Raw genomic sequence first — 25,725 nt, 5'->3', positions numbered from 1 at the left:
ATGGCCATTTGCAAATTTTATCGAAAAAGATGTGACTTTTTTGTTTTGCCGCTCTGGCCCCGCGTTTTCGGGGTTACCAGCCCAGGGTTTCCTTGAGGAAAGGAATGGTGAGCTTGCGTTGTGCCTGCAGCGAGGCCTGGTCGAGGCGTTCGAGCAGGTCGAACAACGCACTCATGCTGCGTGCACCGCGGGTAAGAATGAAGTGGCCAACTTCGTCGGTGAGGTGCAGGCCACGACGCGAAGCACGCAGTTGCAAGGCACGCAGCTTGTCTTCGTCGGACAGGCCGCGCATCTGGAACACCAGGGCGAGGGTCAGCCGCGACTTCAGGTCCGGCAGCTTGATTGGCAGCTCGCGCGGCGATGCCGAGGCAGCCAGCAGCAGGCGCCGGCCGCTGTCACGCAGGCGGTTGAACAGGTGGAACATGGCCTCTTCCCAGTCCGCCTTGCCGGCGATCACATGCAGGTCGTCAATGCACACCAGTTCGTACTGGGCCAGGTAGTCGAGCAGCTCTACGCCACGATCGAGCAACTGCGCCAGTGGCAGGTAGACGGCTGGCTCGCCGCGTTGCTGGAAGCGGTGGGTGGCGGCCTGCAGCAGATGGCTACGGCCAACACCTTGCTTGCCCCACAGGTAGATAAGGCTCTCGGTCCAGCCGGCGTCGGCTTCGCATAGCCGCTCGACGTAGCCCAATGCCGCAGCATTGGCGCCCGGATAGTAGTTGATGAAGGTGGCGTCATCGCGCAGGCGCACACCCAGGGGCAACTGGATCGGTGGTTTCATGCTCGCGGGCGGTCGACAGGACCGCAGGGGGCCTTTGGTGAACAATCTGCAAAGTCTATACCCGCAACGCGGGGTGCACAATCACGGCAGCGGATAGCACAAGCAAAATCAACGAGTTGCGCTTTTTTTGCGCTGTTTTGGGGCTGCTTTGCAGCCCTTCCATCACAACTCCGGGTCGATATCCCCGGCATACATGTCCGATTCCTTGTACAGGTCATGCACATGCCGCAGCAGCACCATGATCACAGCCGCCACCGGCAGCGCCAGCAGCACCCCGGTAAAGCCGAACAGCTCACCGCCGGCCAGGATGGCGAAAATCACCGCCACCGGGTGCAGACCGATGCGGTCTCCCACCAGCAGAGGGGTCAGTACCATGCCCTCCAGTGCCTGCCCGACCATGAACACGGCGATGATGCCCAGCATCGGGTACAGGTCGCCGCCAAACTGGAACAGGCCCGCCACCAAGGCTGCGCCAATGCCGATGATGAAGCCCATGTACGGCACGATGGCAGCCAGCCCGGCGAGCATGCCGATCAGCAGCCCCAGTTCCAGCCCCACCAGCATAAGCCCGGCCGAATAGATGATGCCCAGGGCCACCATCACCATCAGTTGCCCGCGCACGAACGCCCCCAGCACTTCATGGCATTCGCCCGCCAGGCCCATCACCTGCGGCTCACGCTGGCGCGGCAGCAGGCCGCGCAGCTTGGCCATCATCAGGTCCCAGTCACGCAGCAGATAGAAACCCACCACCGGGATCAGCACCATGTTGGCCAGCCAGGCCATCAGCGCCAGGCCCGAAGCGGTGGCATGGGACAGCAGCACACCGACGATATCGGTGGTCTGCCCCATGTGCGTGCCGATGGCGGCCTTGATCTTGTCGAATTTCCAGAAGCCGTCAGCCAGGCCCAGGCGGCTCTGCACCCAGGGCAATGCCACGTGTTCGAGCCAGTCGAGCATCTGCGGCGCCAGCTCGTACAGGCGCACCAGCTGCTTGGCCAGCAGCGGAACGAGCACCAGCAGCAAGGCCAGCAACAGCAAGGTGAACAGGCCGAACACCACCACCACGCCCCAGGTGCGCGAAAGCCCCAGGCGTTCCAGGCGATCCACCAGCGGGTCGGCCAGGTAGGCCAGCAGGATGCCGACCAGGAACGGGGTAAGAATGTTGTGCAGGCTATAAAGAAGCACAGCGACCAGCAGGGCAACACCCAGCCAGATCCAGCGACGTACGTCGGTCACGGTGTGCTCCCCTTACCAGCGAAAACGCAAGCCGTCGAACGGCTTGGGTGCAGGCTGGGCCGGCACTGGTTGCCCGCCCCCGGCAGCGTCTGCCGGAGCTGGCGTGGCCGGCACCGCAGGCACCTGCTCTACCGGTACTTCCTGCAGCTTGGCCAGGCCGAGCTGGGCGCGCAGCTGATCGCGGTTGGCGGTGACACCGTAGGTCAGGGTGCCGCCTTCAGCCATTTGCAGGCGCGGGCCAAAGGGTTCGAGCACGCGGGCAAGCTCGGCGTAGCGCTGCAGGTTCATCCCCTGCACTTGCACCTGCAACTGGCTGCTGGCACCCGGGCGGGTGACGTAGCGCGGCGCCAAGCGGCTGCTGAGCGCCAGCATCACGGAGTCAGCCAGCGCTGCCGGATCGGCGCCTTCGGCAGTGCCTTGCTCACGCTGGTCGCCCAGCCACAGCTGCCAATTGCCCTGCCACTTGCCATCGGCTTCCCGGGCATGCACCGCCAGCAAGGCATCGGCCCCGTAGCGTTCGGAGGCTTCCCGTAACGGGGCCGGGTCGCTGCCGTCGATGTGCTCGGCATTGGCCACCAGTTGCTCCTGCAGGTCGGCCAGCGGCAGGCGCAACGGCAGGCCACGGTGCTGGGCGGCACGGCGCAGGGGTTGGGCGCTGGCCTGGCCGTCACCGACAAGGTAACTGCCCTCGGCACTGTCGTTCAGCCACCAGCCGAGGATCGAGGGGCGGTTGCTGCCCCACAAGGCCAGGCCGGCCTTGCGCAAGGCCCGCTCGGTACTGCCAGGGTCGAACTCGACCAGCACCGACTCGGGTGGCCCGGCTTCGCTGCCAACCTGGTTGATGATTTGCTGCGGGTCCTTGCGCAACCCGGCCAATGCCGGGCTTTGCGCCGCCCTGGGGTCGCCGGTCAGGCGCGTTACCAGGGTATCGAGGGCCTTGGCGGTGGCCTCGGCACGGGCTTCGGCGCCCTGCCCGGTGACCGGCTCGCGCACCTGGTAAAGGCCGGAGACACTTTCAGCCTGGGCAGTGGCCGAGATCAGGGCCAGGCAACCGACCGCCAGAATATTGAAGAGACGCATGGAGGATTCCTGTCCACTTACCGCAATGCCTATACCTTATACACGGGGGCGCAAGGTAACCAGTCGCGAGGATGAAAGATTGGTTGCGGAGATTGCCGGGAAGTTGTGATGGATCTGGCAGGTGTCGCCTGCATGACGCAGCCCTTGTAGCGAGCACCCCCAACTTTTTACCCATTTTCATGCCCTGCCCGTCGGCCTGAGGATGGCCGCTGCCCGGCAACCCTGATAAAATCGCGCGCCTTCACAGACCACTGACGTTTCAGGCAGCCGCCGCTTATCAGCCGGCCTTGGCCGTCATGGTCGTTTTTTAAGAATCCCTCCCTCCTAAAGGCCTGGATCAATGAGCAAGCAACCCTCCCTGAGCTACAAGGACGCCGGTGTAGACATCGACGCCGGCGAAGCACTGGTCGAACGCATCAAGGGCGTGGCAAAACGCACCGCACGCCCTGAAGTCATGGGTGGCCTGGGCGGCTTCGGCGCCCTCTGCGAGATCCCGGCCGGCTACAAGCAGCCGGTGCTGGTCTCCGGCACCGACGGCGTCGGCACCAAGCTGCGCCTGGCACTGAACCTGAACAAGCACGACAGCATCGGCCAGGACCTGGTCGCCATGTGCGTCAACGACCTGGTCGTGTGCGGCGCCGAGCCGCTGTTCTTCCTCGACTACTATGCCACCGGCAAACTGAACGTCGACGTGGCCGCCACCGTGGTCACCGGCATCGGTGCCGGTTGCGAACTGGCCGGCTGCTCGCTGGTCGGTGGTGAAACCGCCGAAATGCCAGGCATGTACGAAGGCGAAGACTACGACCTGGCCGGCTTCTGCGTCGGCGTGGTGGAAAAGGCCGAGATCATCGATGGCTCCAAGGTTGCCACCGGTGACGCACTGATCGCCCTGCCGTCCTCGGGCCCGCACTCCAACGGCTACTCGCTGATCCGCAAGATCCTCGAAGTGTCCGCCACCGACATCGAGAACACCCAGCTGGACGGCAAGCCGCTGACCGACCTGCTGATGGCGCCGACCCGCATCTACGTCAAGCCGCTGCTGCAGCTGATCAAGAACACCGGCGCGGTCAAGGCCATGGCCCACATCACCGGTGGCGGCCTGCTGGACAACATCCCGCGCGTACTGCCGGCCAACGCCCAGGCGGTCATCGACGTGGCCAGCTGGCAGCGCCCGGCGGTGTTCGACTTCCTGCAGGAAAAAGGCAACGTCGACGAGCATGAAATGCACCGCGTGCTGAACTGCGGCGTCGGCATGGTCATCTGCGTGGCCCAGGATCAGGTAGAAGCCGCCCTGAACGAACTGCGCGCCGCTGGCGAGCAGCCATGGGTGATCGGCCACATCGCCGAAGCCGCCGAGGGCGCTGCCCAGGTCGAGCTGCAGAACCTCAAGGCACACTGATGCCAAGCAAGACCTGCAATGTAGTGGTACTGCTGTCGGGCTCCGGCAGCAACCTGCAAGCGCTGATCGACAGCTGCCAAGGCCAGGACAGCCAGGTGCGCATCCGTGCGGTGGTTTCCAACCGTGCCGATGCCTACGGCCTGCAACGCGCCGCGGCGGCCGGCATCGACAGCGTCGTGCTCGAGCACACCCAGTTCGACGGCCGTGAAGCCTTCGATGCCGCGCTGATGGCGCGCATCGACGGTTTTGCCCCGGACCTGGTGGTGCTGGCCGGTTTCATGCGCATCCTCAGTGGCGACTTCGTGCGCCACTACCAGGGCCGCCTGCTCAACATCCACCCGTCGCTGCTGCCCAAATACAAGGGCCTGCATACCCACCGCCGGGCACTGGAGGCAGGCGACGCCGAGCATGGCTGCAGCGTACACTTCGTGACTGAGGAACTCGATGGCGGCCCACTGGTCGTACAGGCTGTGGTACCGGTGGCGTCTGACGACACCATCGAAAGCCTGGCACAGCGGGTACACCGCCAGGAGCACCTGATTTACCCGCTGGCGGTGCGCTGGTTCGCTGAAGGGCGCTTGCGTCTTGGCGAACAGGGTGCATTACTGGATGGCCAACCCCTGGCGGCCAGCGGTCACTTGATTCGATCCTAGGAGAATTTATGCGTCGCGCCCTGCTCTTGGCTCTCGCCGTGCTCGCCCTGCCCCTCCAGGCAGCTGATCTGAAGCCTTTCTCGGCCAGCTATACCGCCGACTGGAAGCAGCTGCCCATGAGCGGCACCGCCGAACGCAGCCTGGTCAAGAATGCCAACGGTACCTGGGACCTTAACTTCAAGGCCTCCATGATGATCGCCAGCCTGACCGAGCAAAGCTCCCTGCGCATGGACAACGACACCCTGCTGCCGCAGAAGTACCACTTCGAGCGTGGCGGCCTGGGCAAGGCCAAGAAGGTCGACCTGACCTTCGACTGGAACAGCAAGAAGGTCACCGGCAGCGACCGTGGCGACGCCGTCAGCCTGCCGCTGAACCGCGGCGTGCTAGACAAGTCGTCCTACCAGCTGGCCCTGCAGCATGACGTGGCCGCCGGCAAGAAGAGCATGACCTACCAGGTGGTCGACGGTGACGAGATCGACACCTACGACTTCCGCGTGCTGGGCACTGAGAAAGTCACCACCAAGACCGGCCAGGTCGATGCGGTGAAGGTCGAGCGCGTGCGCGACCCAAGCCAGAGCAAGCGCATCACCGAGCTGTGGTTCGCCAAGAACTGGGACTACCTGCTGGTGCAACTGCGCCAGGTCGAGACCGATGGCAAGGAATACGTGATCGTGCTGCAGGATGGCACGGTCGATGGCAAGCCGGTGAAGGGCAACTGAGCCAGCGCTGCCAGCAGTACCCGAAGCCCCGCCTGGTGCGGGGCTTTTTTCTGCACTGGAGAAGGCGCGCCCCCACATTTGACTGCGCTCCGGTTTCCATGAAACTTGTTTCATGCCCGTTTTATTTACTTAGCCTGCTAACAAACTCTATAAAGAGGTTGTGCGACACAGTGTCGCAGCCAACTGAAGCAGTGGAGTTTAGCGATGACAGTCCAAGTAACCGAACGCGACGAATCGAAAATGTCCCACGAAGGCCTGGCCGCTGGCGTGCGGATCTGGGATGTGCATCAACAAGGCCAGCTGGTAGGGATGTTCCACAACGAACACGAAGCGCACCAGTACCGTATAGAGCTGGAAAACCTGGAAAACCAGCGCGCCACGCAATGACTCGATCTTCAAATGAAAAACCCCGCCAAAGCGGGGTTTTTCGTGTTTACCACATCAGATCATCAGGGATCTTGTAGGCCGCGTACGGGTCGTCCTCGTCCGCTTCCTCGACATGGGTATTCAGCAGCAGGATACGGTTGGGGTCGCGCTCCTGGATCTTCAGCGCCGCCTCACGAGGGATCACCTCGTAGCCACCGGCAAACGACACCACGGCCAGCGCGCCATTGCTCAGCTTGGTGCGCATCAGGGCATTGACGGCAATGCGCTTGACCTTCTTGTCGTCGACGAAGTTGTAGTAGTCCTCGGTGCTCAGCTTCGGCAGGCGAGTCGCTTCGATCAGTTGCTTGATCTGCGCGGCCCGCGCCTTCTGTTCGGCTTTTTCCTGCTGTTGGCGGTTCAGTTCCTGGTCACGCTTGGCCTTCTCGGCCATGGCTTCCTTGGCCATACGCTGCTGGCTGTCGTCCACCTCGACCTGGCCTTTGTGTTCCAGGCGTTTCTGTTTCTTCTCGGCCTTGTTGGCCTGGGAAACCTGTTTCTGGTTGACCAGACCGGCTTTGAGCAATTGGTCGCGAAGGGAAAGGCTCATGAATGTTCACTCACTTATGCAACAGCTCAGCCGCAGCTGGGCAGGTTCTTTTCCTGACGTTTGGCTTCACCCCAAAGGGCATCCAGTTCGTCAAGGTTACAATCTTCGATGGGTCGGCCACTGTCGCGCAATGCCTGTTCGATGAAGCGGAAACGCCGCTCGAACTTGCGATTGGCACGGCGCAGGGCATGTTCCGGATCATGCTTGAGGTGGCGGGCCAGGTTGACGGTGGCGAACAACAGGTCGCCGATTTCATCCTCGAGCGCATCGGCATCGCCGTTGGCCATGGCCTGCAGCACTTCATCCAGCTCTTCGCGGACCTTGTCCAGCACCGGCAATGCCGCAGGCCAGTCGAAACCGACCGTGGCCGCGCGCTTTTGCAGTTTGGCTGCCCGCGACAACGCCGGCAATGCTGCCGGCACGTCGTCGAGCAGCGACAGCTGTTCGGGCTGGCTCTTTTCCGCGCGCTCTTCGGCCTTGATCTCTTCCCAGCGTGACTTGACCTGGGCCTCGCTCAGGCTGGGGGTGTCTACCGGCGCGTACAGCTCGCCGGTGGGGAACACGTGCGGGTGACGGCGAATGAGCTTGCGGGTGATGCTGTCGACCACGCCATCGAACTCGAAACGCCCCTCCTCGCGGGCCAGCTGGCTGTAGTAGACCACCTGGAACAGCAGGTCGCCCAGTTCACCTTGCAAGTGCTCGAAATCGCCGCGCTCGATGGTGTCGGCAACCTCGTAGGCCTCTTCGATGGTGTGCGGGACGATGCTCGCGTAGTTCTGCTTCAGGTCCCACGGGCAGCCGTACTGCGGGTCGCGCAGGCGGGCCATGAGGTGCAGCAGGTCTTCGAGGGTGTAGATCATGTAAGCAGGTCCTTCGGCGGTTGCTTCTTCGCGGGTAAACCCGCTCCCACAGATAAAGTGCACATCTGAAGATTTGCACCATCCCTGTGGGAGCGGGTTTACCCGCGAAGCAGGCACCGCGGTCTCAAGGGGTACGATTACGCCGCGTCTCGATGATGTTCGGCAACTGCGAGATCCGCCCCAGCAGGCGCCCCAGCGCATCCAGGCCCGGAATCTCGATGGTCAGCGACATCAGCGCGGTGTTGTCTTCCTTGTTCGAGCGGGTGTTCACCGCCAGCACGTTGATCTTCTCGTTCAGCAATACCTGCGACACGTCGCGCAGCAACCCCGGGCGGTCGTAGGCACGGATGACGATGTCGACCGGGTAGGTCTGCACCGGGATCGGCCCCCAGCTCACCTGGATCATGCGCTCCGGCTCCTTGCCCGCCAACTGCAGCACCGAGGCGCAGTCCTGGCGGTGGATGCTCACGCCGCGGCCCTGGGTGATGTAGCCGACGATGGCGTCGCCCGGCAGCGGCTGGCAGCAGCCGGCCATCTGCGTCAACAGGTTACCGACCCCCTGGATCTGGATGTCACCACGCTTGCCGGTACGCGGCCCGGTAGGTTTGCGCGGTACCAGTTCGATCTGCTCGATGCGCTCGGGCTCCAGCAACTGCTGGGCGGCGTTGACCAGATGCGCCAGGCGCAGGTCGCCGGCACCGAGCGAGGCGAACATGTCCTCGGCGGTCTTGACGTTGGTCTTCTCGGCCAGGCGCTCGAAATCCACCTGCGGCAAGCCCAGGCGACTGAGCTCGCGTTCGAGCAAGGTCTTGCCGGCGGCGACGTTCTGGTCGCGTGCCTGCAGCTTGAACCAGTGCACGATCTTGGCCCGCGCCCGCGAGGTGGTGACGTAGCCCAGGTTGGAGTTCAACCAGTCACGGCTGGGGTTACCGTGCTTGCTGGTGATGATCTCGACCTGCTCGCCGGTCTGCAGGCTGTAGTTGAGCGGCACGATGCGCCCGTTGATCTTGGCGCCGCGGCAGTTGTGGCCGATTTCGGTATGCACGCGGTAGGCGAAGTCCAGCGGCGTGGCCCCCTTGGGCAAGTCGATGGCGTGGCCGTCCGGGGTGAATACGTAGACCCGGTCCGGCTCGATGTCGACCCGCAGCTGCTCGGCCAGGCCACCAATGTCGCCCAGCTCTTCGTGCCATTCCAGCACCTGGCGCAGCCAGGAGATCTTCTCTTCGTAATGGTTGGAGCTGGACTTGACGTCGGTGCCCTTGTAGCGCCAGTGGGCGCAAACCCCAAGCTCGGCTTCCTCGTGCATGCCGTGGGTACGGATCTGCACCTCCAGCACCTTGCCCTCGGGGCCGATCACCGCGGTATGCAGCGAGCGATAGCCGTTCTCCTTGGGGTTGGCGATGTAGTCGTCGAACTCCTTGGGGATGTGCCGCCAAAGGGTGTGCACGATGCCCAGTGCGGTGTAGCAGTCGCGGATTTCCGGCACCAGCACGCGTACCGCACGCACGTCGTAGATCTGGCTGAATTCCAGGCCTTTGCGCTGCATCTTGCGCCAGATCGAATAGATATGTTTCGCCCGGCCGCTGATGTCGGCCTTGACGCCAGTGGCCAGCAGCTCGTTCTGCAGCTGGTTCATCACCTCGCTGATGAAGCGCTCGCGGTCCAGCCGGCGCTCGTGCAGGAGCTTGGCGATCTGTTTGTACTGGTCAGGCTCCAGGTAGCGGAAGGACAGGTCCTCCAGCTCCCACTTGATGTGGCCGATACCCAGGCGGTGCGCCAGCGGCGCATAGATGTCGAACACCTCGCGCGCGACACGCAGGCGTTTTTCGTCGTCGGCGGCCTTGACCGCACGGATCGCACAGGTGCGTTCGGCCAGCTTGATCAGCGCCACGCGCACGTCGTCGACCATGGCCACGAGCATCTTGCGCAGGTTCTCGACCTGCGCCTGCGAGCCCAGCACCAGCGACTGCCGTGGGCTGAGGCTGGCACTGATGGCGGCCATGCGCAGCACGCCGTCGATCAGCTTGGACACCACCGGACCAAAGTGCTGGCTGACCTCGGCCAGGGTGACCTTGCCCTCGCGCACCGAGCGGTAGATGACCGCCGCCACCAGGGAGTCCTGGTCGAGCTTGAGGTCGGCGAGGATTTCGGCGATCTCCAGGCCCGCCTGGAAGCTGGACGTACCGTCCGCCCAGGAATGCTTGGCCGGGTTGCCCTTTTTCTCGACCTCATGGGCAAACTCGCAGGCCTCTTTCAGCGCTGCGCGATCCAGTGCCGAATCGACGCTTACCACATGGTCCAACCATGCTTCGAGATTGATACTGCCGTCGGTGTTGACCGGCTGGTGCACTCTCACCTGTACCATCTTTGTTTTACCTTTCCATACAGCACACCACGCGGGTGCGCTGGCAATCACCGTGCGGCCACCATTCCGTGCAAGCCGCACCAAGGGGCCAGTCAGCTAGCCCGCTTCGAATAACGCCATGGCCTCGACATGCGCCGTCTGAGGAAACATGTCGAGAATCCCGGCCCTTTTTAACCGGTACCCCTGGCCGACCAGCACTTGGGCGTCTCGCGCCAGCGTGGCCGGGTTGCACGATACATAGACCAGCCTTCTGGCCTTGAGGCGGGCGATGCCTTGCACCACCTCGAAAGCACCGTCGCGCGGTGGATCCAAGAGTACCGCAGAAAAGCCCTCGGCGGCCCATCCGGCGCCTGCCAAAGGCTGCGATAAATCGGCCTGAAAAAACCGTGCGTTATGCACATTGTTGTTCCGGGCATTGGCCGCGGCCCGATCGACCATGGCCTGCACACCTTCCACTGCTACCACTTCACGCGCCTGGCGAGCCAGTGGCAGGGCAAAGTTGCCCAGGCCGCAGAACAGGTCCAGCACGCGCTCGTCGGCCTGCGGTGCGAGCCAGGCCAGGGCCTGCTCGATCATCGCCGTGTTGACCTGGGCATTCACCTGCACGAAATCACCTGGGCGCCAGGCCAGTTCCAGCTGCCACGGTGCCAGGGCAAAGCCCAGTTGCGCGGCCGGCTCCACTGGCGCCGGCTCACCTTCGCCCTGCAGCCACAACTGGGCATTGGCCTGCTCGCAGAACGCCTGCAGCCTGGCCAGGTCTTCGGCCGGCAGCGGTGCGACATGGCGCACCAAAAGCGCCTCGGCGGTGCCGCTGAACAGTTCCACATGGCCCAGCGCCTGCGGCTTGCTCAGCGAGCGCAGCACAGTCGGCAGGTGGCGCAGAATCGACTGCAAGGGCTGTACCAGCACTGCGCAATCGTCGATGGCAATGATGTCCTGGCTGGCTTCGGCGCGGAAGCCGACCTCCAGCTGGCGCGCCTTGACGTCCCAGCGCACGGCCACGCGGGCGCGGCGCCGGTAACCGAATTCCGGCCCGCTCAGCGGTGCAGCCCACTCGTCGGGCTGCACACCGGCCACCCGCTGCAGCTGTTCGGCCAGGGTGCGCTGCTTGAGCGCCAGCTGCGCCTGGTGCGGCAGGTGCTGCAGGTTGCAGCCACCGCAGCGCTCGTAATACCGGCACGGTGCCTGACGGCGCTCGGGGCTGGCCTGCAACAGGCGCTCCAGGCGGGCCTCGACCACTTTGCCACGGGCATTGAGCACCCGCGCCTCCACGGCCTCGCCGGCCAGGGCGCCACTGACGAACCAGGTGCGCCCCTCGTGGAAGGCTATACCCCGGCCATCACCGGCCAGGCGCTCGATTTCCAGGCGCTGCTTCTTGCCCACGGGGACCTGGGGGCTGCGGTTGCCGCCGGCCGGCTGAAAGCGCAGGCCGCTGTTGCTTTTCTTCTTGGACATTTAGCTCGGGTCGAACAGGCCGGTGGACAGGTAACGGTCGCCGCGGTCGCAGATGATCGCGACCATCGTGGCATTTTCCACCTCGCGAGACAGGCGCAGCATGGCCGCGACTGCACCACCGGAAGACACGCCGCAGAAAATGCCCTCTTCACGGGCAAGGCGGCGGGTGGTTTCCTCGGCTTCCTGCTGCGACATGTCGACCACGCGGTCGACGCGGCTGGCGTCGAAGATTTTCGGCAGGTATTCCTCGGGCCAGCGGCGGATGCCTGGAATGGCAGAACCTTCCATTGGTTGCAGGCCAATGATCTGCACCGCCGGGTTCTGTTCCTTGAGGTACTGCGAGCAGCCCATGATGGTACCGGTGGTACCCATGGAACTGATGAAATGGGTGATGGTGCCCTGGGTCTGCTGCCAGATCTCGGGGCCGGTGCTGTTGTAGTGGGCGATCGGATTATCGCCGTTGGCGAACTGGTCCAGTACCAGGCCACGGCCTTCGGCTTGCAGCTTCTCGGCCAGGTCACGGGCGCCTTCCATGCCCTCTTCCTTGGTCACCAGGATCAGCTCGGCGCCGTAGGCGGTCATGGCGGCCTTGCGCTCGGCGGTGGAGTTGTCGGGCATGATCAGGATCATCTTGTAGCCCTTGATCGCCGCCGCCATCGCCAGGGCGATGCCGGTGTTGCCGGAAGTGGCTTCGATCAAGGTGTCGCCGGGCTTGATCTGGCCGCGCAGTTCGGCGCGGGTGATCATCGACAATGCCGGGCGATCCTTCACCGAGCCGGCGGGATTGTTACCTTCGAGCTTGAGCAGAAGGGTGTTGCTGGTTTCGCCAGCGATACGCTGCAGGCGAACCAGGGGCGTATTGCCGACGCAATCGGCGATGGTTGGGTACTGCAAGGTCATGGCGTATTTCACAATCCGGACGGCAGGGGTGCCTATCATACCGGCAAACCCTTCGTCGCCATATCACGCAATCTGTGGTGGATATAGCTACAAGCTATATCGATAGCTTGTACCGGCCCTTTCGCGGGTGAACCCGCTCCCACAGGGACTCCACTGGCCTCAAGAGTAGTGATGAACCTGTGGGAGCGGGTTCACCCGCGAAGGGGCCGGCACATGTAATGGCAAGCGCATCCACAGTCGCAGCCCGCGCTTGCCATTCTGCGCCCACAAGGTGCCACCCTGGCGCTGGATGGCACTGCGGGCGATGCTCAGCCCCAGACCGAAACCGCCATCCCCTGGGCGCGAACCGTCCAGCCGCGAGAACGGTGCAAAAATCCGCTCCAGGTCTTCTTCGGCCACGCCTCCGCCCTCATCCTCCAGCCACAGCCACCAATAACTGCCCTCACGCTGCCCACCAAGGCGCACCACACCCTCGGCCGGCGAGTGACGAATGGCATTGCGCAACATGTTCTCCAGCGCCTGGGCCAGGTGGTTGAGGTTGCCCTGCACCCAGCAGTCGGCCGGCACTTCGCAGCGCAGCCGCGCCGGTGCCCAGCCGCTTTCGTAGCTGGCATTCTCGGCCAGCAGCTCCCACAGCGCCTGCACCTCGATCGGCTCCAGGTTCATCGGCGCACGTTCGGCATCCTGCCAGGCCAGTTGCAGGGTATCCTCGACCAGTTGCTGCATGCAGTCCACCTCCCGTGTCAGGCGTTCGCGCAGGCGCTGCAGGTCGGTTTCGCCATCGCAGGCCACCCGCAGCCGACTGAGTGGCGTCCGCATTTCGTGAGACAGGTCACGCAGCAACTGCTGCTGCATGGCTACCGTGCCCTGCAGCCGCTCGGCCATCTGGTCGAAGGCACGGGCCAGTTCGCCCAGCTCGTCATGCCGGGCGATGGTGCGTGGGTCGAGGCGAGCGGACAACTGGTCGGCGCGCCAGGCATTGGCCTGCTCGCGCAACTGGTTCAACGGCACGATCAGCATGCGGTACAGCCCCACGCACAACAGCAGGGTGAACAGACCGGGGATGATGCCGTTGGTGACGATACGCCACAGCACCCGGTACTGGCCGGGGTTGAAGCGCTGCGGCAGCTCGATCACCAGCATGCCCTGCTCCGGTGCCCCCGGGAACGGTATGCGCAGCCACGGCTGCTCGACGCTGCGCCGGCTCATCGGCCAGTCGACACCGCGCAGGCGGGTCAGCCGCTGCATGGTCTGTGGGCCGACGCTGGCGCTGTCGAGCGGCCGCAGGTTGAGGTCGAACACACCAATCCAGCCGCGTTCGCGCTGGTGCATCGCCGCCACCCAGCGGTCCAGCCCTGCCCGCCCACCACTGCGCCAGGCCTGCTCGGCCTCGGCGGCATAGCCACGCAAGGCCTGCCGCGCAGGCTCCGAGAGGAAGGCATTCTGGGTCTCCATGTGCCGGCCCCAGGTGTAACTGAGGCCGATCATCAGCAGGCAAAAGCCCACCAGCAGGATCGCCAGCTTCCAGAACAGCGAGTGGCGGTCGAGCATGGGTTACTCCGCCTCGCTGGCACTGAGCACGTAACCCTTGCCCCACACGGTACGAATCTGCCGCTCGTGATAGCCGATACCCTTGAGCTTGCGGCGTATCTGGCTGACGTGCATGTCCAGGCTGCGGTCATGCCGCGAATAGCCTCGCTGCAGCACTTGCTGGTAAAGGAACGGCTTGCTCAGCACTTCGTCGAGGTTGCGGCTGAGGATATCGAGCAGGCGGTATTCGCTGGGGGTCAGGCCGGCCAGGCGGCCATCCAGGCGCACGTCGCACAGCGCCTCGTCATATTGCAACTCACCATTGGCGGCCTGCACCTGCGGGGCTTGATGGCGCCGCTCGAGGGCCACGCGGCGCAGGATAGCCTCGATGCGCACCTGCAGCTCGGCCATGCTGAACGGCTTGGGCAGGTAGTCGTCGGCACCGCGCTGGAAACCGCTGATGCGGTCGGCCTCGGCGCCCAGCGCCGACATCAGGATCACCGGCGTGGCGCTGCGCTTGCGCAACTGTGCCAAGGCATCCAGACCGTTGAACCCGGGCAGCAGGATGTCCAGGAGCACTACATCGAAAGCCTGGCGCCCTGCCGTTTCCAGGCCCTCCAGGCCATTGCGGCACCAGGTCACCCGGAAACCGCCGCGCTGCAACTCTTCGTGCAGGTAGGCACCCAGGACCGGGTCATCCTCGATGGCAAGAATATTGGAGCTGTGAATAGATACAGGATTCATTGGCAACTGCCATACATTCTCAATTACGCAATTATTGAGCATGCAGCGCCTGCCAGGCAACCGCCCTGCGCCCAATGCCCCTGCAAGGGCGCAAAACACGTACTTAAAAGGTGCAATAGCACGGCAGGCGGAGTAACTTCCCGGCTTGGCCGTCATCGCTTGACGGCGTCCAGGCACATGACAGGAGGCGAGTGTGCTCGATCGCTTGGGAATTCGCAGCCGGGTCCTGCTGCTGGCCCTGCTGCCGGCCGGCCTGATGGCCGTGGTGCTGGGTAGTTACTTCACCTGGCTGCAACAGAACGACCTGCGCACCCAGCTGCTACAACGCGGCAAGATGATCGCCGAGCAACTGGCGCCGCTGGCCGCGCCCGCCATGGCCAAACTGGCACCGGCGCAGCTGGAGCGCATTGCCGCGCAAACCCTGGAGCAGGCCGATGTGCGCGCCGTCGCCTTCCTGGGCCCGGACCGCACGCGCCTGGCCCACGCTGGCCCGAGCATGCTCAACGAGCCGCCCAGCGGCGGCACCGGCACCCAGCTGTTGCAGCGCAGCGGCAATGACGCCACCCGCTACCTGATGCCGGTATTCGGCCACCACCGCGACCTGGCCACCGATGCCGTGCCGGCCGAAGCCGAACGCCTGCTGGGCTGGGTCGAGATCGAGCTGTCCCACGACGGCACCCTGCTGCGCGGCTACCGCAACCTGTTCACCAGCCTGCTGCTGATCCTTGCCTGCCTGGTGCTCAGCGGCCTGCTGGCACTGCGCATGAGCCGCACCATCAACGACCCTATCAAGCGCATCAAGCACGCGGTCAACCAGCTGAAGGACGGCCACCTCGAAGAACGCTTACCGGCCATGGGCAGCCATGAGCTGGACGAACTGGCGCGCGGTATCAACCGCATGGCCGAAACCCTGCACAACGCCCACGAAGAGCTGCAGCACAGCATCGACCAGGCCACCGAGGATGTGCGCCAGAACCTGGAAACCATCGAGATCCAGAACATCGAGCTGGATATGGCGCGCAAGGAGGCCCTGGAGGCCAGCCGCATCAAGTCGGAATTCCTGGCCAACATGAGCCACGAAATCCGCACCCCGCTCAACGGCATCCTCGGTTTTACCCACCTGCTGCAGAAAAGCGAGCTGACCCCGCGCCAGCTGGACTACCTGAGCACCATCGAGAAGTCCGCCGACAACCTGCTGGGGATCATCAACGAGATCCTCGACTTCTCCAAGATCGAGGCCGGCAAGCTGGTGCTCGACAGCATCCCGTTCAACCTGCGCGACCTGATCCAGGACACCCTGACCATCCTCGCCCCGGCCGCCCACGCCAAGCAGCTGGAGCTGCTCAGCCTGATCTACCGCGATACCCCGTCGTCGCTGATCGGCGACCCGTTGCGGCTCAAGCAGATCCTTACCAACCTGGTCAGCAACGCCATCAAGTTCACCCGCGAAGGCACCATCGTCGTGCGCGCCATGCTCGACGACGAGCACGAAGACAGCGCGCAGCTGCGCATCAGCGTGCAGGACACCGGCATCGGCCTGTCGCCGCAAGATGTGCGTACGCTGTTCCAGGCCTTCAGCCAGGCCGACAACTCGCTGGCCCGCCAACCTGGCGGCACTGGCCTGGGGCTGGTGATTTCCAAGCGCCTGATCGAGCAGATGGGCGGCGAAATCGGCGTCGACAGCACCCCGGGCGAGGGTTCGCAGTTCTGGATCAGCCTCAACCTGCCCAAAGCCCACGACGGTGTCGAGGAGATGCCGCTGCAACCGCTGCTGGGCCGACGCGCGGCCATCGTCGATGGCCACGAACTGGCGCGCCAGGCACTGGAACACCAACTGGAAGACTGCGGCCTCAGCGTCAGCCTGTTCGCCTCCTACGACCAGTTGCTGCAGGGCGTGCAGGCCGCCAGCCAGGCCGGCCAGCCGTTCGAGTTCGCCGTGCTCGGGGCCAACCTGGGCAACCTGTCACCCGAGCAACTGGGCCATTACCACCAGCAGCTCGAACGCTACCATTGCCAGTGTGTGGTGCTGTGCCCGACCACCGAGCAGGCGCTGTACCACCCTTACCTGCCCAACGGCCATGGCCAATTGCTGTCCAAGCCGACCTGCACACGCAAACTGCGCCGCCTGTTGCTGGAACTGGTGCAACCGCGCCGCCCGCATGGCGAGGCGAACAGCGTCAACGGCCAGCGCCAGCCGAAAATCCTCTGCGTCGACGACAACGCCGCCAACCTGCTGCTGGTGCAGACCCTGCTCGAAGACCTGGGCGCCGAGGTGCTGGCGGTCGATAACGGCTATGCGGCGGTGCAGGCGGTGCAGAGCGAGCCGTTCGACCTGGTGCTGATGGATGTGCAGATGCCCGGCATGGACGGCCGCGCCTGCACCGAGCAGATCCGCCTGTGGGAAAACACCCAAAGCGGCAACCCGCTGCCGATCGTCGCCCTCACCGCCCACGCCATGGCCAACGAGAAACGCGCATTGCTGCACGGTGGCATGGACGACTACCTGACCAAGCCGATCAGCGAGCGGCAGTTGGCCCAGGTGGTGATGAAATGGACCGGCCTGAGCCTGGGAGCACCGCAGCAGGAGCGGCTGGGCGAACAACTGGCCAACGGCGAAGAACTGAAGGTGCTTGACCCCGAGGAAGGGCTGCGCCTGGCCGCTGGCAAGGCGGACCTGGCGGCCGACATGCTGAGCATGCTGCTGACCTCGCTGGAGGCCGACCGCCAAGCCATACGCGCCGCCCGCGAGGCCGACGACCGCAGCAGCCTGATCGAGCAGGTGCACCGCCTGAACGGCGCCTCGCGTTATTGCGGCGTACCGCAGTTGCGGGCCGCCTGCCAGCGCAGCGAAACCTTGCTCAAGCAGGAGAACCCGCAGGCACAGCAGGCGCTGGATGAACTGGATGCGGCAATCAATCGCTTGGCGGCGCAGGCCAGATTGAGCGCCTGACACAGTTCCCTGTGGGAGCGGGCGAAGCCCGTGCCATCCACCGCGAAGTCTTCTTCGCGGGCACGCCCGCTCCCACAGTGGCCCGCGCCATATTCAAGGTATGCTGTACCTCCTGCAGTGGAAAAAGGAACCCACCATGCGCGCCCTGTTGTTCAGCAGCCAGCACTACGACCAGGAAAGCTTCACCCGAGCCGCCAGCGGCACCACCCTGGACCTGCACTTCCAGCCCGCCCGCCTGACCCTCGATACCGCTGCCCTGGCCGATGGCTACGAGGTGGTCTGCGCCTTCATCAATGACGAACTCGACGCCCAGGTGCTGCAACGCCTGGCCGCAGGCGGTACGCGCCTGGTCGCCCTGCGCTCGGCAGGCTACAACCATGTCGACCTGGCCGCCGCCCGGCGCCTGGGCCTGACCGTAGTGCGGGTGCCGGCCTACTCGCCACACGCCGTGGCCGAGCACGCCGTGGCGCTGATCCTGGCCCTCAACCGGCGCCTGCACCGGGCCTACAACCGCACCCGCGAGGGTGACTTCACCCTGCACGGGCTGACCGGCTTCGACCTGCACGGCAAGACCGTCGGCGTGGTCGGTACCGGCCAGATCGGCACCGCCTTCGCCCGCATCATGGCCGGTTTCGGCTGCCAGTTGCTGGCCTATGACCCCTACCCCAACCCCGAGCTGCTGGCCCTGGGCGCGCGCTACCTGCCATTGCCCGAGTTGCTGCGCGAAGCCCGCGTCATCAGCCTGCACTGCCCGCTGACCGAGCACACCCGGCACCTGATCAATGCGCAAAGCCTGGCCCAGCTGCAGCCCGGCGCCATGCTGATCAACACTGGCCGCGGCGCGCTGGTCGACACCCCGGCGCTGATCGACGCGCTGAAGAGCGGCCAGCTCGGCTACCTGGGCCTGGACGTCTACGAAGAAGAAGCCCAGCTGTTCTTCGAGGACCGCTCCGACCTGCCGCTGCAGGACGACGTACTGGCCCGCCTGCTGACCTTCCCCAACGTGATCATCACCGCCCACCAGGCTTTCCTTACCCGCGAGGCACTGGATGCCATCGCCGCTACCACGCTGGACAACATCAACTGCTGGGCGGCAGGCAATCCACAGAATCTGGTGACGGGTTAGTGCTAGGATACGCGGCATTTCTGGAGGACCCATGGTCGAGCACGATTTCCGCTACACCCTTTTCAACCCGCAACACACCCTGATCGAGTGCCGTGCACTGGTGCCGGGCCGTTACCAGGTCACCGGCAATGGCGGTTCGATGCACAAAGGCGACACCCTGCTGGTCACCCTCAAGGGCAGCAAGGACTTGTCCATGCGCCTGACGGTGGAGAGCGTGCGTCACCTGATCAACCCGCGCGGCCAATGGGTTGCCGTGGCCAGCGGCCCGGTGTTCAACGAACTGGAAATCCTCACCTGGCAGGTCGCCTGCGACAGCTGCGACGCCGTGCTGGACTTCGAGTTCGCGGTAGACGCCAAGCTGGGCAAGAAAGCCCGCCAGCCGGCCGCCAGCGCGCGCGTTGCCGAGCTGGGCTGGGCCAGCCGTGGCGAGAAGCACCTGTGCCCGCGTTGCCAGGAGAGCGCCGAGTGAAGAATCTGCTGACCGGCGTGCTGATTGCCACCGGCCTGCTCGGCTGCGCCGCGGAACCTCCCAAACTGCAGCAGGAGCGCAGCTACGTGCTGGAGTGGATCGGCGAACGGCCGCTGATCGACTACAGCCACCTGACCCTTACCCTTGCCAGCGATGGCCGTGCCTATGGCAATGGCGGCTGCAACCACTGGTTTGCGCCGTACACACTGGACGGCGAGCACCTGAGCTTCGGCAAGGTCGGCAAGACCCGCAAGCTGTGCACACCGGCGTTGATGGAGCAGGAGAAGCGCTTCCTGCAGACGCTGGAAACGGTACAGCGCTGGGATGTGTCGCCTATCGAGCAGATGCGTTTCTGGCCGGCCGAAGGCAAGCCGCTGCGCTTCTGGCCTGAGGAAGGCTGAATATTGCCGGGGCCGCTTTGCGGCCCCAAAATGCATCAGGCGCCCTTCAGGGCCTTGATCCTCGCCTGCAGCCCTTCCCGGGTCTGCTCGCCCATCAGCTGTTCCCGCACCTTGCCCTTGTCATCGATGATGTAGGTCACCGGTAGCGCCTCGCTGCGCGGCAGGTCATAGCGCTCGGCCGGGTCCTGCGCCAATACGGTGAAAGCGATACCCAGGGTTTCGGCAGCCTGTTTCAGCTCCTGCCCCTGCAAGCCATCGAAGTTCACCCCCACCACCTTGATACCGTCGGCCGCCCACTGCTTGGCTGCCGCGTTCAGTTCAGGGATTTCGGTACGGCACGGCCCGCACCATTCGGCCCAGTAGTTAAGCACCAGCCAGTGCCCGTCGATCTGCTCGGCCTTAACCGTATTACCGTGTTGGTCCACGCCATAATCGGCACCGCAACCACCGAGCAACAAGCTCGCGGTGATGGCCAGTACTGCTGCCAGACGCCTTGCCATGGGTCAATCCTTCTCGAGTTTTAAAGCAAATTGGTCAGTCGCTGCGGTTAGAATAGCCGCCACACCCTGCTGGATGCGACCCGACATGACCGACCTCACGCTCTATCATAACCCGCGCTGCTCGAAATCCCGCGGCGCCCTGGAACTGCTCGAGGCTCGCGGCCTGGCGCCGACCATCGTGCGTTACCTGGAAACCCCGCCCGACGCCGCCACCCTCAAGGCCCTGCTCGGCAAGCTGGGCATCGCCCCGCGCCAGCTGCTGCGTACCGGCGAGGACGAGTACAAGGAACTGAACCTGGCCGACCCGGCGCTGACCGACGCACAACTGATCGAGGCCATGGCCCGGCACCCCAAGCTGATCGAACGGCCGATCCTGGTCGCCGGTGACAAGGCCGTGGTCGGCCGCCCGCCCGAGAAAGTCCTGGAGATCCTGCCGTGAACCAGCCCTACATCCTGGTGCTGTACTACAGCCGCCATGGTTCGACCAGCGAGATGGCCCGGCACATCGCCCGCGGCATCGAGCTGGCCGGCATGGAGGCCCGCCTGCGCACCGTGCCGGCGATTTCCACCGAGTGCGAAGCGGTAGCCCCGGACATCCCGGCCAGTGGCGCGCTGTACGCCACCCTGGACGACCTGCGCCACTGCGCCGGCCTGGTACTGGGCAGCCCGACCCGCTTCGGCAACATGGCGGCGCCGCTCAAGTACTTCCTGGATGGCACCAGCAGCCTGTGGCTGGGCGGTGAGCTGGTCGGCAAGCCGGCGGGCGTATTCACCTCCACCGCCAGCCTGCACGGCGGCCAGGAAACCACCCTGTTGTCGATGATGCTGCCGCTGATGCACCACGGCATGCTGGTGATGGGCCTGCCGTACAGCGAATCGGCATTGCTCGAGACCCGTGGCGGCGGCACACCGTATGGCGCCAGCCATCATGCTGGCGCCGATGGCAAGCGCGAGCTCGACCAGCACGAGATAGCCCTGTGCCGCGCCCTTGGCCAACGCCTGGCGACCACCGCCAAGGCCCTGGAGGCAGCACGTGGCTAAGAAGCCCAAGGTATTGCCGGCGCTGGAGTGGCTGGCACCGCGCCTGCGCCTGACGCGGGCGTTGAGCCTGGCGTTCTTCTTCGGCCTGATCGCCCTGCTGGTGGTGAACAACCTGTGGTTCGCCAACCTGCACGGGGCACGGGTCGAGGTGATCCTGGCGATCGAACTGGTACCCTTGCTGCTGTTGCTGCCGGGCATGCTGACGGGCAGCGCCCGGGCTCATGCCTGGACCTGCTTCGTGGTGAATATCTATTTCATCAAAGGCGTGCTGGCGGCGTTCGACCCGGCGCGGGCACTATTTGGCTGGGTTGAAGTGCTGGTAAGCCTGGGGCTGTTCATTGCCGGGCTGCTGTATGTACGCTGGAAGTTCCAGCATGAGCGGCGCATGGCGGGCGAAGGCAGTTAGATTCTTTGCGGGCTTGCCCGCCCCCACAGGGATCGCACCACACTTGAGGCCTGCGCTGTACCTGTGGGAGCGGGCATACCCGCGAAGAGGTCGACACAAATCTCAATGGTTGACGGTATGCGCCAGCATCACCGACAACTGGCACAGCGGTCGCCCACTTTCTGCATGCCACTGGTTGAACGCCTGCTGCACCAAGGCCAGATCCCGCTGGCTGGTCGGCGGCTTGTCGATCACCTTTTGCGCAATCAGCGCCGCCGCCATGTCATCGGTAGGGATGAACGTATCCTTGCCGACCATGCGCAAGAAGCGCGGTGCAGACAAGCCGCCCAGCTGGTTGCCGTGCCTGGCCAGGTACTTCCACAAACCGACGATATCGGTCACCGGCCAGTCGGCGATGAAGGCACCAAAACTGCCCTTCTCCTTCGCCACGTCAAGGACCATCTGTGCATTGCGCGGCACGCTCTTGAGCTTGCCCAGGTGGCGGATGATGCGCTCGTCGTGCATCAGCCGCTCGAGGTGCTCGGCGCCCATCAGCACCACCTTCTGCGGGTCGAAGCCGAAGAACACCTGCTCGAACGCCGGCCACTTGGCATCCACCAGGCTGTGCTTGAGCCCGGCGCGGAACACCCGCAGGGCCAGGGTCGACAGGTAGCGGTCGTCGCTGATATCGCGCAGTTGCGCCGGCGTGCTCGGCTGCGGCAGGAAGGCCTCCAGGGCCTGGGCCGAGCCGAAGCGGTTCAGGCAGTACTCATGCAGCCACTGGTAATCGCGCATGGGCTCAGATGTTCAGCACGTCAAGGAAACGCGGGGTGGCGTTTTCGTCGATCTTCAGGCTGGTGAAGTCGAACAGGTTGCGGTCGGCCAGCTGCGACGGTGCCACGTTCTGCAAGGCGCGGAAGATGCTCTCGGTACGGCCCGGGTGCTTGCGCTCCCACTCCACCAGCATGTCCTTGACCACCTGGCGCTGCAGGTTTTCCTGCGAACCGCACAGGTTGCACGGGATGATCGGGAATTCCTTCATGTCCGAGTAGGCCTGGATATCCTTCTCGCTGCAGTAGGCCAGCGGGCGGATCACCACGTTGCGGCCATCGTCGGCGCGCAGCTTCGGCGGCATGCCCTTGAGCGCGCCATTGAAGAACATGTTGAGGAAGAAGGTTTCGACGATATCGTCGCGGTGATGGCCAAGCGCCATCTTGGTCGCACCGATTTCGTCGGCGAAGGTGTAAAGGGTGCCACGGCGCAGGCGCGAACACAGCGAGCAGGTGGTCTTGCCCTCAGGGACCAGTTCCTTGACCACCGAGTAGGTGTCCTTCTCGACGATGTGGTACTCGACGCCCAGTTCCTTGAGGTAAGCCGGCAGCACATGCTCGGGGAACCCCGGCTGCTTCTGGTCCATGTTCACCGCGACGATCTCGAACTTGATCGGTGCCACCTTCTGCAGGTGCAACAGAACGTCGAGCATGGTGTAGCTGTCCTTGCCGCCGGACAGGCAGACCATGACCTTGTCGCCATCCTCGATCATGTTGTAGTCGGTGATGGCTTCGCCGGCGAGACGACGCAGGCGTTTTTGCAGTTTGTTCTGGTTGACCGAGAGGGTGCCCATAGCGCTTGGATCCGCGAGGTGTGACAAAAGCCGGCTATTTTACGCACAAACGCGGCGCCGCTGTAGGCATTCCGATAAAGACTTCAATGTAATCAGCAGCACGCCTTACAGCGCAATTTGCTCTAAAAAGCGTGGTTTATGCGGGTAACGGCTTCCTATACTGCGACATAAGGCCACATTACCGCTTGCATCGGTGTTCGGGCCTCGGGCCGCTTGCGCTCCATCTGGGGGGCGTTTGGCAACATTGAGAGGAGTGACCGGCATGATTCATCACGTTGTGGGGCTGTTTACCCATCCCGACCAGGAATGGCGGGAAATTCGTGGCGAAGAAGAAACCATCAGCCACATGTACCTGACGCACACCCTGATCCTGGCTGCGATCCCCGCCGTTTCGGCGTTCATCGGTACCACCCAGGTCGGCTGGGTGATCGGCGACCGGCCAGCGGTGATGCTGACCATGGAAAGCGCCATCTGGATGAGCATCATGTCGTACCTGGCGATGCTTGCCGGGGTGGCGGTAATGGGGGCGTTCATCCACTGGATGGCCCGCACCTACGATGCCAACCCATCCATGGCACAGTGCATCGCCTTTGCCACCTACACCGCCACCCCGTTGTTCATCGGCGGCCTGGCGGCGCTGTACCCACACCTGTGGCTGGGCATGCTGGTTGGCACCGCCGCCATCTGCTACACGGTGTACCTGCTGTACGTCGGCTTGCCGACGTTCATGAACATACCGTCCGACGAAGGCTTCCTGTTCTCCAGCTCGGTGCTGGCGGTGGGCCTTGTGGTACTGGTGGCGATCATGGCCGCCACAGTGATCATCTGGGGACTGGGCGTGGGGCCCGTCTACACCAACTAGAACAGACTCGACCAACACTGGGGCATCAACCTGAGGCCGCCGCAAGGCGGCCTCTGGCTGTGCTGACCAGTGGCTCGCAGGCTGCCCGGGGTTGCGGCATAATGCCCGGTCAGGAGAACCACCCCGCCATGCCCGAGCTGCTCAGACAACGCGTCGAAACCTGTTACCAGCAAGCCGAAACCTTCTTCAAACGCCCCTTCCCGCGCCCGGAAGTCAGCTTCAAGCTGCGCGGGCAAAAAGCCGGTGTCGCCCACCTGCACGAGAACCTGCTGCGCTTCAACCTGCAGCTTTACCGCGAAAACCAGGAAGACTTCCTGCGCCAGACCGTGGCCCATGAAGTGGCGCATCTGGTGGCCCACCAGCTGTTCGGCGACCGTATCCAGGCCCATGGCGAGGAGTGGCAGCTGATCATGCGCGGGGTGTATGAACTGCCGCCCAACCGTTGCCACAACTACGAAGTGCAGCGGCGCGTGGCCACTCGCTACATCTACCGCTGCCCGTGCCCGCAGAGCGACTTCCCGTTTACCGCCCAGCGGCACAAGCTGGTGCGCCAGGGGCGGCGCTACCTGTGCAAGCGGTGTCGGGAAATATTGGTGTATAGCGGCGAGACGCGCGTCGAGTAGATTGTGCCTTGCCTGTTCCGGCCTCTTCGCGGGCTTGCCCGCTCCCACAGGGATATCACAAGGCTTGAGGGCAGTGATATCCCTGTGGGAGCGGGCAAGCCCGCGAAAGGGCCGGCACAGGCGATAGATGAATCCCAGGCACAAGAAAGGCGACCCAAGGGTCGCCTTCTTTGCCTCAGCCTGCGCCTTACTTCTCGACGAATGCACGCTCGATCAGGTAATCACCCGGCTCGCGCATACGCGGGGAGATCTTCAGGCCGAAGCTGTCCAGCACTTCGCTGGTCTCGTCGAGCATGCTCGGGCTGCCGCAGATCATCGCGCGGTCGTCCTGCGGGTTGATCGGTGGCAGGCCGATGTCGCTGAACAGCTTGCCGCTGCGCATCAGGTCGGTCAGGCGGCCCTGGTTCTCGAACGGTTCGCGGGTTACGGTCGGGTAGTAGATCAGCTTGTCGCGAACCGACTCACCGAAGAATTCGTTCTGCGGCAGGTGCTCGGTGATGAACTCGCGGTAGGCCACTTCGTTCACGTAGCGCACACCGTGCACCAGGATCACTTTCTCGAAGCGCTCGTAGGTTTCCGGGTCCTGGATGACACTCATGAACGGCGCCAGGCCAGTACCGGTGCTCAGCAGGTACAGGTGCTTGCCCGGGTTCAGGTCGTCGAGCACCAGGGTACCGGTAGGCTTCTTGCTGATGATGATCTCGTCGCCTTCCTTCAGGTGCTGCAGCTGCGAGGTCAGCGGGCCGTCCGGCACCTTGATGCTGAAGAACTCCAGATGCTCTTCCCAGTTTGGCGACGCGATGGAATAGGCGCGCATGAGCGGACGGCCGTTGTCCTGTTGCAGGCCGATCATCACGAACTGACCGTTCTCGAAGCGCAGGCCCGGGTCACGGGTGCACTTGAAGCTGAACAGGGTGTCGTTCCAGTGGTGAACACTGAGGACACGTTCGTGGTTCATGTTGCTCATCTAATGGGGCTCCTGAAGAAAGACGCGGCGCGCGCAAGACGCGCAGTTGCGCGATAGTTTAGGGGCAGCGACAATATCTGTT

At 64.1% G+C, this 25,725-nt stretch carries 27 protein-coding genes; 13 read left to right on the top strand and 14 right to left on the bottom strand.

Translation table 11 applies throughout. The features are described 5' to 3' along the window. Positions 1-73 precede the first annotated feature (73 nt). The 3 genes from hda to ACIQYU_RS03390 all read right to left on the bottom strand — a co-directional run bounded on the left by hda (position 74) and on the right by ACIQYU_RS03390 (position 3,097). A complete protein-coding gene (gene hda, locus ACIQYU_RS03400; protein ID WP_003252443.1) occupies positions 74-781 on the bottom strand; it encodes a DnaA regulatory inactivator Hda in 708 nt (235 codons plus the stop codon). Between the two features lie 162 nt (positions 782-943). Continuing rightward, complete coding sequence (locus tag ACIQYU_RS03395; RefSeq protein ID WP_207829327.1) at positions 944-2,017, bottom strand: AI-2E family transporter; 1,074 nt, start codon at positions 2,015-2,017, stop codon at positions 944-946. Positions 2,018-2,029: 12 nt separating this feature from the next. Further along, positions 2,030-3,097 (bottom strand): DUF2066 domain-containing protein, encoded by a 1,068-nt coding sequence (locus tag ACIQYU_RS03390; RefSeq protein WP_402798266.1) that lies wholly within the window; start codon positions 3,095-3,097, stop codon positions 2,030-2,032. 340 nt (positions 3,098-3,437) lie between these two features. On the opposite strand from ACIQYU_RS03390, the gene purM reads away from it, so the two are divergent. The 4 genes from purM (at position 3,438) to ACIQYU_RS03370 (ending at position 6,255) form a co-directional block, all read left to right on the top strand. Next, positions 3,438-4,496 (top strand): phosphoribosylformylglycinamidine cyclo-ligase, encoded by a 1,059-nt coding sequence (gene purM / locus ACIQYU_RS03385; protein WP_013971366.1) that lies wholly within the window; start codon positions 3,438-3,440, stop codon positions 4,494-4,496. Then, positions 4,496-5,149 (top strand): phosphoribosylglycinamide formyltransferase, encoded by a 654-nt coding sequence (purN, locus tag ACIQYU_RS03380; protein ID WP_063911546.1) that lies wholly within the window; start codon positions 4,496-4,498, stop codon positions 5,147-5,149. Before purM ends, purN begins: the two co-directional genes overlap by 1 nt. Before the next feature lie 8 nt (positions 5,150-5,157). Next, the gene (locus tag ACIQYU_RS03375) at positions 5,158-5,868 is read left to right on the top strand and encodes a DUF3108 domain-containing protein (protein ID WP_063911545.1); all 711 of its coding nucleotides are present in this window, start codon (positions 5,158-5,160) and stop codon (positions 5,866-5,868) included. 204 nt (positions 5,869-6,072) lie between these two features. Then, positions 6,073-6,255 carry a hypothetical protein gene (locus ACIQYU_RS03370; protein WP_063911544.1) on the top strand — a complete coding sequence of 61 codons (183 nt, stop codon included), beginning with the start codon at positions 6,073-6,075 and terminating at the stop codon, positions 6,253-6,255. A gap of 46 nt (positions 6,256-6,301) precedes the next feature. On the opposite strand, the gene ACIQYU_RS03365 is transcribed toward ACIQYU_RS03370, so the two are convergent. The 7 genes from ACIQYU_RS03365 to ACIQYU_RS03335 form a co-directional block, all read right to left on the bottom strand. Beyond that, positions 6,302-6,841 carry a DUF2058 domain-containing protein gene (locus ACIQYU_RS03365; protein WP_063911543.1) on the bottom strand — a complete coding sequence of 180 codons (540 nt, stop codon included), beginning with the start codon at positions 6,839-6,841 and terminating at the stop codon, positions 6,302-6,304. Between the two features lie 26 nt (positions 6,842-6,867). After that, positions 6,868-7,701, bottom strand: a complete 834-nt coding sequence (gene mazG, locus ACIQYU_RS03360; RefSeq protein WP_233687923.1) for a nucleoside triphosphate pyrophosphohydrolase — start codon at positions 7,699-7,701, stop codon at positions 6,868-6,870. 124 nt (positions 7,702-7,825) lie between these two features. After that, a complete protein-coding gene (gene relA, locus ACIQYU_RS03355) occupies positions 7,826-10,066 on the bottom strand; it encodes a GTP diphosphokinase (protein WP_207829349.1) in 2,241 nt (746 codons plus the stop codon). Between the two features lie 96 nt (positions 10,067-10,162). Next, the gene (rlmD, locus tag ACIQYU_RS03350) at positions 10,163-11,521 is read right to left on the bottom strand and encodes a 23S rRNA (uracil(1939)-C(5))-methyltransferase RlmD (protein ID WP_233687924.1); all 1,359 of its coding nucleotides are present in this window, start codon (positions 11,519-11,521) and stop codon (positions 10,163-10,165) included. Next, on the bottom strand, positions 11,522-12,421 hold the full coding sequence (cysM, locus tag ACIQYU_RS03345) for a cysteine synthase CysM (protein ID WP_043936067.1): 900 nt from the start codon (positions 12,419-12,421) through the stop codon (positions 11,522-11,524). A gap of 159 nt (positions 12,422-12,580) precedes the next feature. Next, complete coding sequence (locus ACIQYU_RS03340; protein WP_207829360.1) at positions 12,581-13,972, bottom strand: sensor histidine kinase; 1,392 nt, start codon at positions 13,970-13,972, stop codon at positions 12,581-12,583. A 3-nt stretch (positions 13,973-13,975) separates the two neighbouring features. After that, positions 13,976-14,695 carry a response regulator transcription factor gene (locus ACIQYU_RS03335; protein ID WP_402798262.1) on the bottom strand — a complete coding sequence of 240 codons (720 nt, stop codon included), beginning with the start codon at positions 14,693-14,695 and terminating at the stop codon, positions 13,976-13,978. Positions 14,696-14,888: 193 nt separating this feature from the next. Here ACIQYU_RS03335 and ACIQYU_RS03330 point away from each other — a divergent pair, with 193 nt between their 5' ends. The 4 genes from ACIQYU_RS03330 (at position 14,889) to ACIQYU_RS03315 (ending at position 19,641) form a co-directional block, all read left to right on the top strand. Further along, the gene (locus tag ACIQYU_RS03330) at positions 14,889-17,645 is read left to right on the top strand and encodes a response regulator (RefSeq protein WP_207829362.1); all 2,757 of its coding nucleotides are present in this window, start codon (positions 14,889-14,891) and stop codon (positions 17,643-17,645) included. Positions 17,646-17,781: 136 nt separating this feature from the next. Next, the gene (locus ACIQYU_RS03325) at positions 17,782-18,771 is read left to right on the top strand and encodes a 2-hydroxyacid dehydrogenase (protein WP_233693953.1); all 990 of its coding nucleotides are present in this window, start codon (positions 17,782-17,784) and stop codon (positions 18,769-18,771) included. A gap of 31 nt (positions 18,772-18,802) precedes the next feature. Further along, positions 18,803-19,240: a hypothetical protein gene (locus ACIQYU_RS03320; protein WP_004375491.1), complete on the top strand. Its 438-nt coding sequence runs from the start codon at positions 18,803-18,805 to the stop codon at positions 19,238-19,240. Continuing rightward, entirely contained in the window at positions 19,237-19,641 is a 405-nt protein-coding gene (locus ACIQYU_RS03315) for an META domain-containing protein (RefSeq protein WP_402798261.1), read from the top strand. The genes ACIQYU_RS03320 and ACIQYU_RS03315 overlap by 4 nt, the downstream gene beginning before the upstream one ends. A 35-nt stretch (positions 19,642-19,676) precedes the next feature. Here ACIQYU_RS03315 and ACIQYU_RS03310 read toward each other — a convergent pair whose 3' ends face one another. After that, positions 19,677-20,141, bottom strand: a complete 465-nt coding sequence (locus ACIQYU_RS03310) for a TlpA disulfide reductase family protein (protein WP_063911535.1) — start codon at positions 20,139-20,141, stop codon at positions 19,677-19,679. 85 nt (positions 20,142-20,226) lie between these two features. Here ACIQYU_RS03310 and arsC point away from each other — a divergent pair, with 85 nt between their 5' ends. Genes arsC through ACIQYU_RS03295 form a run of 3 tightly spaced genes read left to right on the top strand, consistent with a single transcriptional unit; the run spans position 20,227 to position 21,588 of the window. After that, positions 20,227-20,580 (top strand): arsenate reductase (glutaredoxin), encoded by a 354-nt coding sequence (gene arsC / locus ACIQYU_RS03305; protein ID WP_061551299.1) that lies wholly within the window; start codon positions 20,227-20,229, stop codon positions 20,578-20,580. After that, a complete protein-coding gene (gene wrbA, locus ACIQYU_RS03300) occupies positions 20,577-21,182 on the top strand; it encodes an NAD(P)H:quinone oxidoreductase (protein ID WP_063911533.1) in 606 nt (201 codons plus the stop codon). The genes arsC and wrbA overlap by 4 nt, the downstream gene beginning before the upstream one ends. Beyond that, entirely contained in the window at positions 21,175-21,588 is a 414-nt protein-coding gene (locus ACIQYU_RS03295) for a DUF2069 domain-containing protein (RefSeq protein WP_207829369.1), read from the top strand. Before wrbA ends, ACIQYU_RS03295 begins: the two co-directional genes overlap by 8 nt. A 102-nt stretch (positions 21,589-21,690) precedes the next feature. On the opposite strand, the gene ACIQYU_RS03290 is transcribed toward ACIQYU_RS03295, so the two are convergent. Next, positions 21,691-22,362: a DNA-3-methyladenine glycosylase I gene (locus ACIQYU_RS03290; RefSeq protein ID WP_402798259.1), complete on the bottom strand. Its 672-nt coding sequence runs from the start codon at positions 22,360-22,362 to the stop codon at positions 21,691-21,693. A gap of 4 nt (positions 22,363-22,366) precedes the next feature. After that, entirely contained in the window at positions 22,367-23,191 is an 825-nt protein-coding gene (gene ttcA / locus ACIQYU_RS03285) for a tRNA 2-thiocytidine(32) synthetase TtcA (protein ID WP_012270926.1), read from the bottom strand. A gap of 262 nt (positions 23,192-23,453) precedes the next feature. On the opposite strand from ttcA, the gene ACIQYU_RS03280 reads away from it, so the two are divergent. Together ACIQYU_RS03280 and ACIQYU_RS03275 are read left to right on the top strand one after the other, a co-directional pair. Then, positions 23,454-24,053 carry a Yip1 family protein gene (locus ACIQYU_RS03280; RefSeq protein ID WP_087501431.1) on the top strand — a complete coding sequence of 200 codons (600 nt, stop codon included), beginning with the start codon at positions 23,454-23,456 and terminating at the stop codon, positions 24,051-24,053. A 128-nt stretch (positions 24,054-24,181) separates the two neighbouring features. Continuing rightward, on the top strand, positions 24,182-24,676 hold the full coding sequence (locus ACIQYU_RS03275) for a SprT family zinc-dependent metalloprotease (protein WP_085602071.1): 495 nt from the start codon (positions 24,182-24,184) through the stop codon (positions 24,674-24,676). Between the two features lie 187 nt (positions 24,677-24,863). Here the strand turns inward: ACIQYU_RS03275 and fpr are convergent, their stop codons facing one another. Continuing rightward, a complete protein-coding gene (gene fpr, locus ACIQYU_RS03270) occupies positions 24,864-25,643 on the bottom strand; it encodes a ferredoxin-NADP reductase (RefSeq protein ID WP_003252381.1) in 780 nt (259 codons plus the stop codon). Positions 25,644-25,725 lie beyond the last annotated feature (82 nt).

Origin of the sequence: Pseudomonas sp. NPDC096925, from assembly GCF_044762545.1 — a bacterium.
GTDB lineage: Bacteria > Pseudomonadota > Gammaproteobacteria > Pseudomonadales > Pseudomonadaceae > Aquipseudomonas.
Note: the sequence above shows the minus strand (reverse complement) of the source record. Positions and strands in the feature narration are given on the sequence as shown.

What these genes read in the sequence shown, in the direction of transcription:
- ACIQYU_RS03290 (WP_402798259.1), bottom strand. Translation starts at nt 22,362, where the DNA reads ATGCGCGATTACCAGTGGCTGCATGAGTACTGCCTGAACCGCTTCGGC.
- ACIQYU_RS03375 (WP_063911545.1), top strand. Translation starts at nt 5,158, where the DNA reads ATGCGTCGCGCCCTGCTCTTGGCTCTCGCCGTGCTCGCCCTGCCCCTC.
- ACIQYU_RS03325 (WP_233693953.1), top strand. Translation starts at nt 17,782, where the DNA reads ATGCGCGCCCTGTTGTTCAGCAGCCAGCACTACGACCAGGAAAGCTTC.
- rlmD (WP_233687924.1), bottom strand. Translation starts at nt 11,521, where the DNA reads ATGTCCAAGAAGAAAAGCAACAGCGGCCTGCGCTTTCAGCCGGCCGGC.
- ACIQYU_RS03275 (WP_085602071.1), top strand. Translation starts at nt 24,182, where the DNA reads ATGCCCGAGCTGCTCAGACAACGCGTCGAAACCTGTTACCAGCAAGCC.
- hda (WP_003252443.1), bottom strand. Translation starts at nt 781, where the DNA reads ATGAAACCACCGATCCAGTTGCCCCTGGGTGTGCGCCTGCGCGATGAC.
- ACIQYU_RS03340 (WP_207829360.1), bottom strand. Translation starts at nt 13,972, where the DNA reads ATGCTCGACCGCCACTCGCTGTTCTGGAAGCTGGCGATCCTGCTGGTG.
- ACIQYU_RS03370 (WP_063911544.1), top strand. Translation starts at nt 6,073, where the DNA reads ATGACAGTCCAAGTAACCGAACGCGACGAATCGAAAATGTCCCACGAA.
- ACIQYU_RS03310 (WP_063911535.1), bottom strand. Translation starts at nt 20,141, where the DNA reads ATGGCAAGGCGTCTGGCAGCAGTACTGGCCATCACCGCGAGCTTGTTG.
- fpr (WP_003252381.1), bottom strand. Translation starts at nt 25,643, where the DNA reads ATGAGCAACATGAACCACGAACGTGTCCTCAGTGTTCACCACTGGAAC.
- ACIQYU_RS03320 (WP_004375491.1), top strand. Translation starts at nt 18,803, where the DNA reads ATGGTCGAGCACGATTTCCGCTACACCCTTTTCAACCCGCAACACACC.
- cysM (WP_043936067.1), bottom strand. Translation starts at nt 12,421, where the DNA reads ATGACCTTGCAGTACCCAACCATCGCCGATTGCGTCGGCAATACGCCC.
- mazG (WP_233687923.1), bottom strand. Translation starts at nt 7,701, where the DNA reads ATGATCTACACCCTCGAAGACCTGCTGCACCTCATGGCCCGCCTGCGC.
- arsC (WP_061551299.1), top strand. Translation starts at nt 20,227, where the DNA reads ATGACCGACCTCACGCTCTATCATAACCCGCGCTGCTCGAAATCCCGC.
- ACIQYU_RS03280 (WP_087501431.1), top strand. Translation starts at nt 23,454, where the DNA reads ATGATTCATCACGTTGTGGGGCTGTTTACCCATCCCGACCAGGAATGG.
- ACIQYU_RS03365 (WP_063911543.1), bottom strand. Translation starts at nt 6,841, where the DNA reads ATGAGCCTTTCCCTTCGCGACCAATTGCTCAAAGCCGGTCTGGTCAAC.
- ACIQYU_RS03335 (WP_402798262.1), bottom strand. Translation starts at nt 14,695, where the DNA reads ATGAATCCTGTATCTATTCACAGCTCCAATATTCTTGCCATCGAGGAT.
- ttcA (WP_012270926.1), bottom strand. Translation starts at nt 23,191, where the DNA reads ATGGGCACCCTCTCGGTCAACCAGAACAAACTGCAAAAACGCCTGCGT.
- purM (WP_013971366.1), top strand. Translation starts at nt 3,438, where the DNA reads ATGAGCAAGCAACCCTCCCTGAGCTACAAGGACGCCGGTGTAGACATC.
- ACIQYU_RS03390 (WP_402798266.1), bottom strand. Translation starts at nt 3,097, where the DNA reads ATGCGTCTCTTCAATATTCTGGCGGTCGGTTGCCTGGCCCTGATCTCG.
- purN (WP_063911546.1), top strand. Translation starts at nt 4,496, where the DNA reads ATGCCAAGCAAGACCTGCAATGTAGTGGTACTGCTGTCGGGCTCCGGC.
- relA (WP_207829349.1), bottom strand. Translation starts at nt 10,066, where the DNA reads ATGGTACAGGTGAGAGTGCACCAGCCGGTCAACACCGACGGCAGTATC.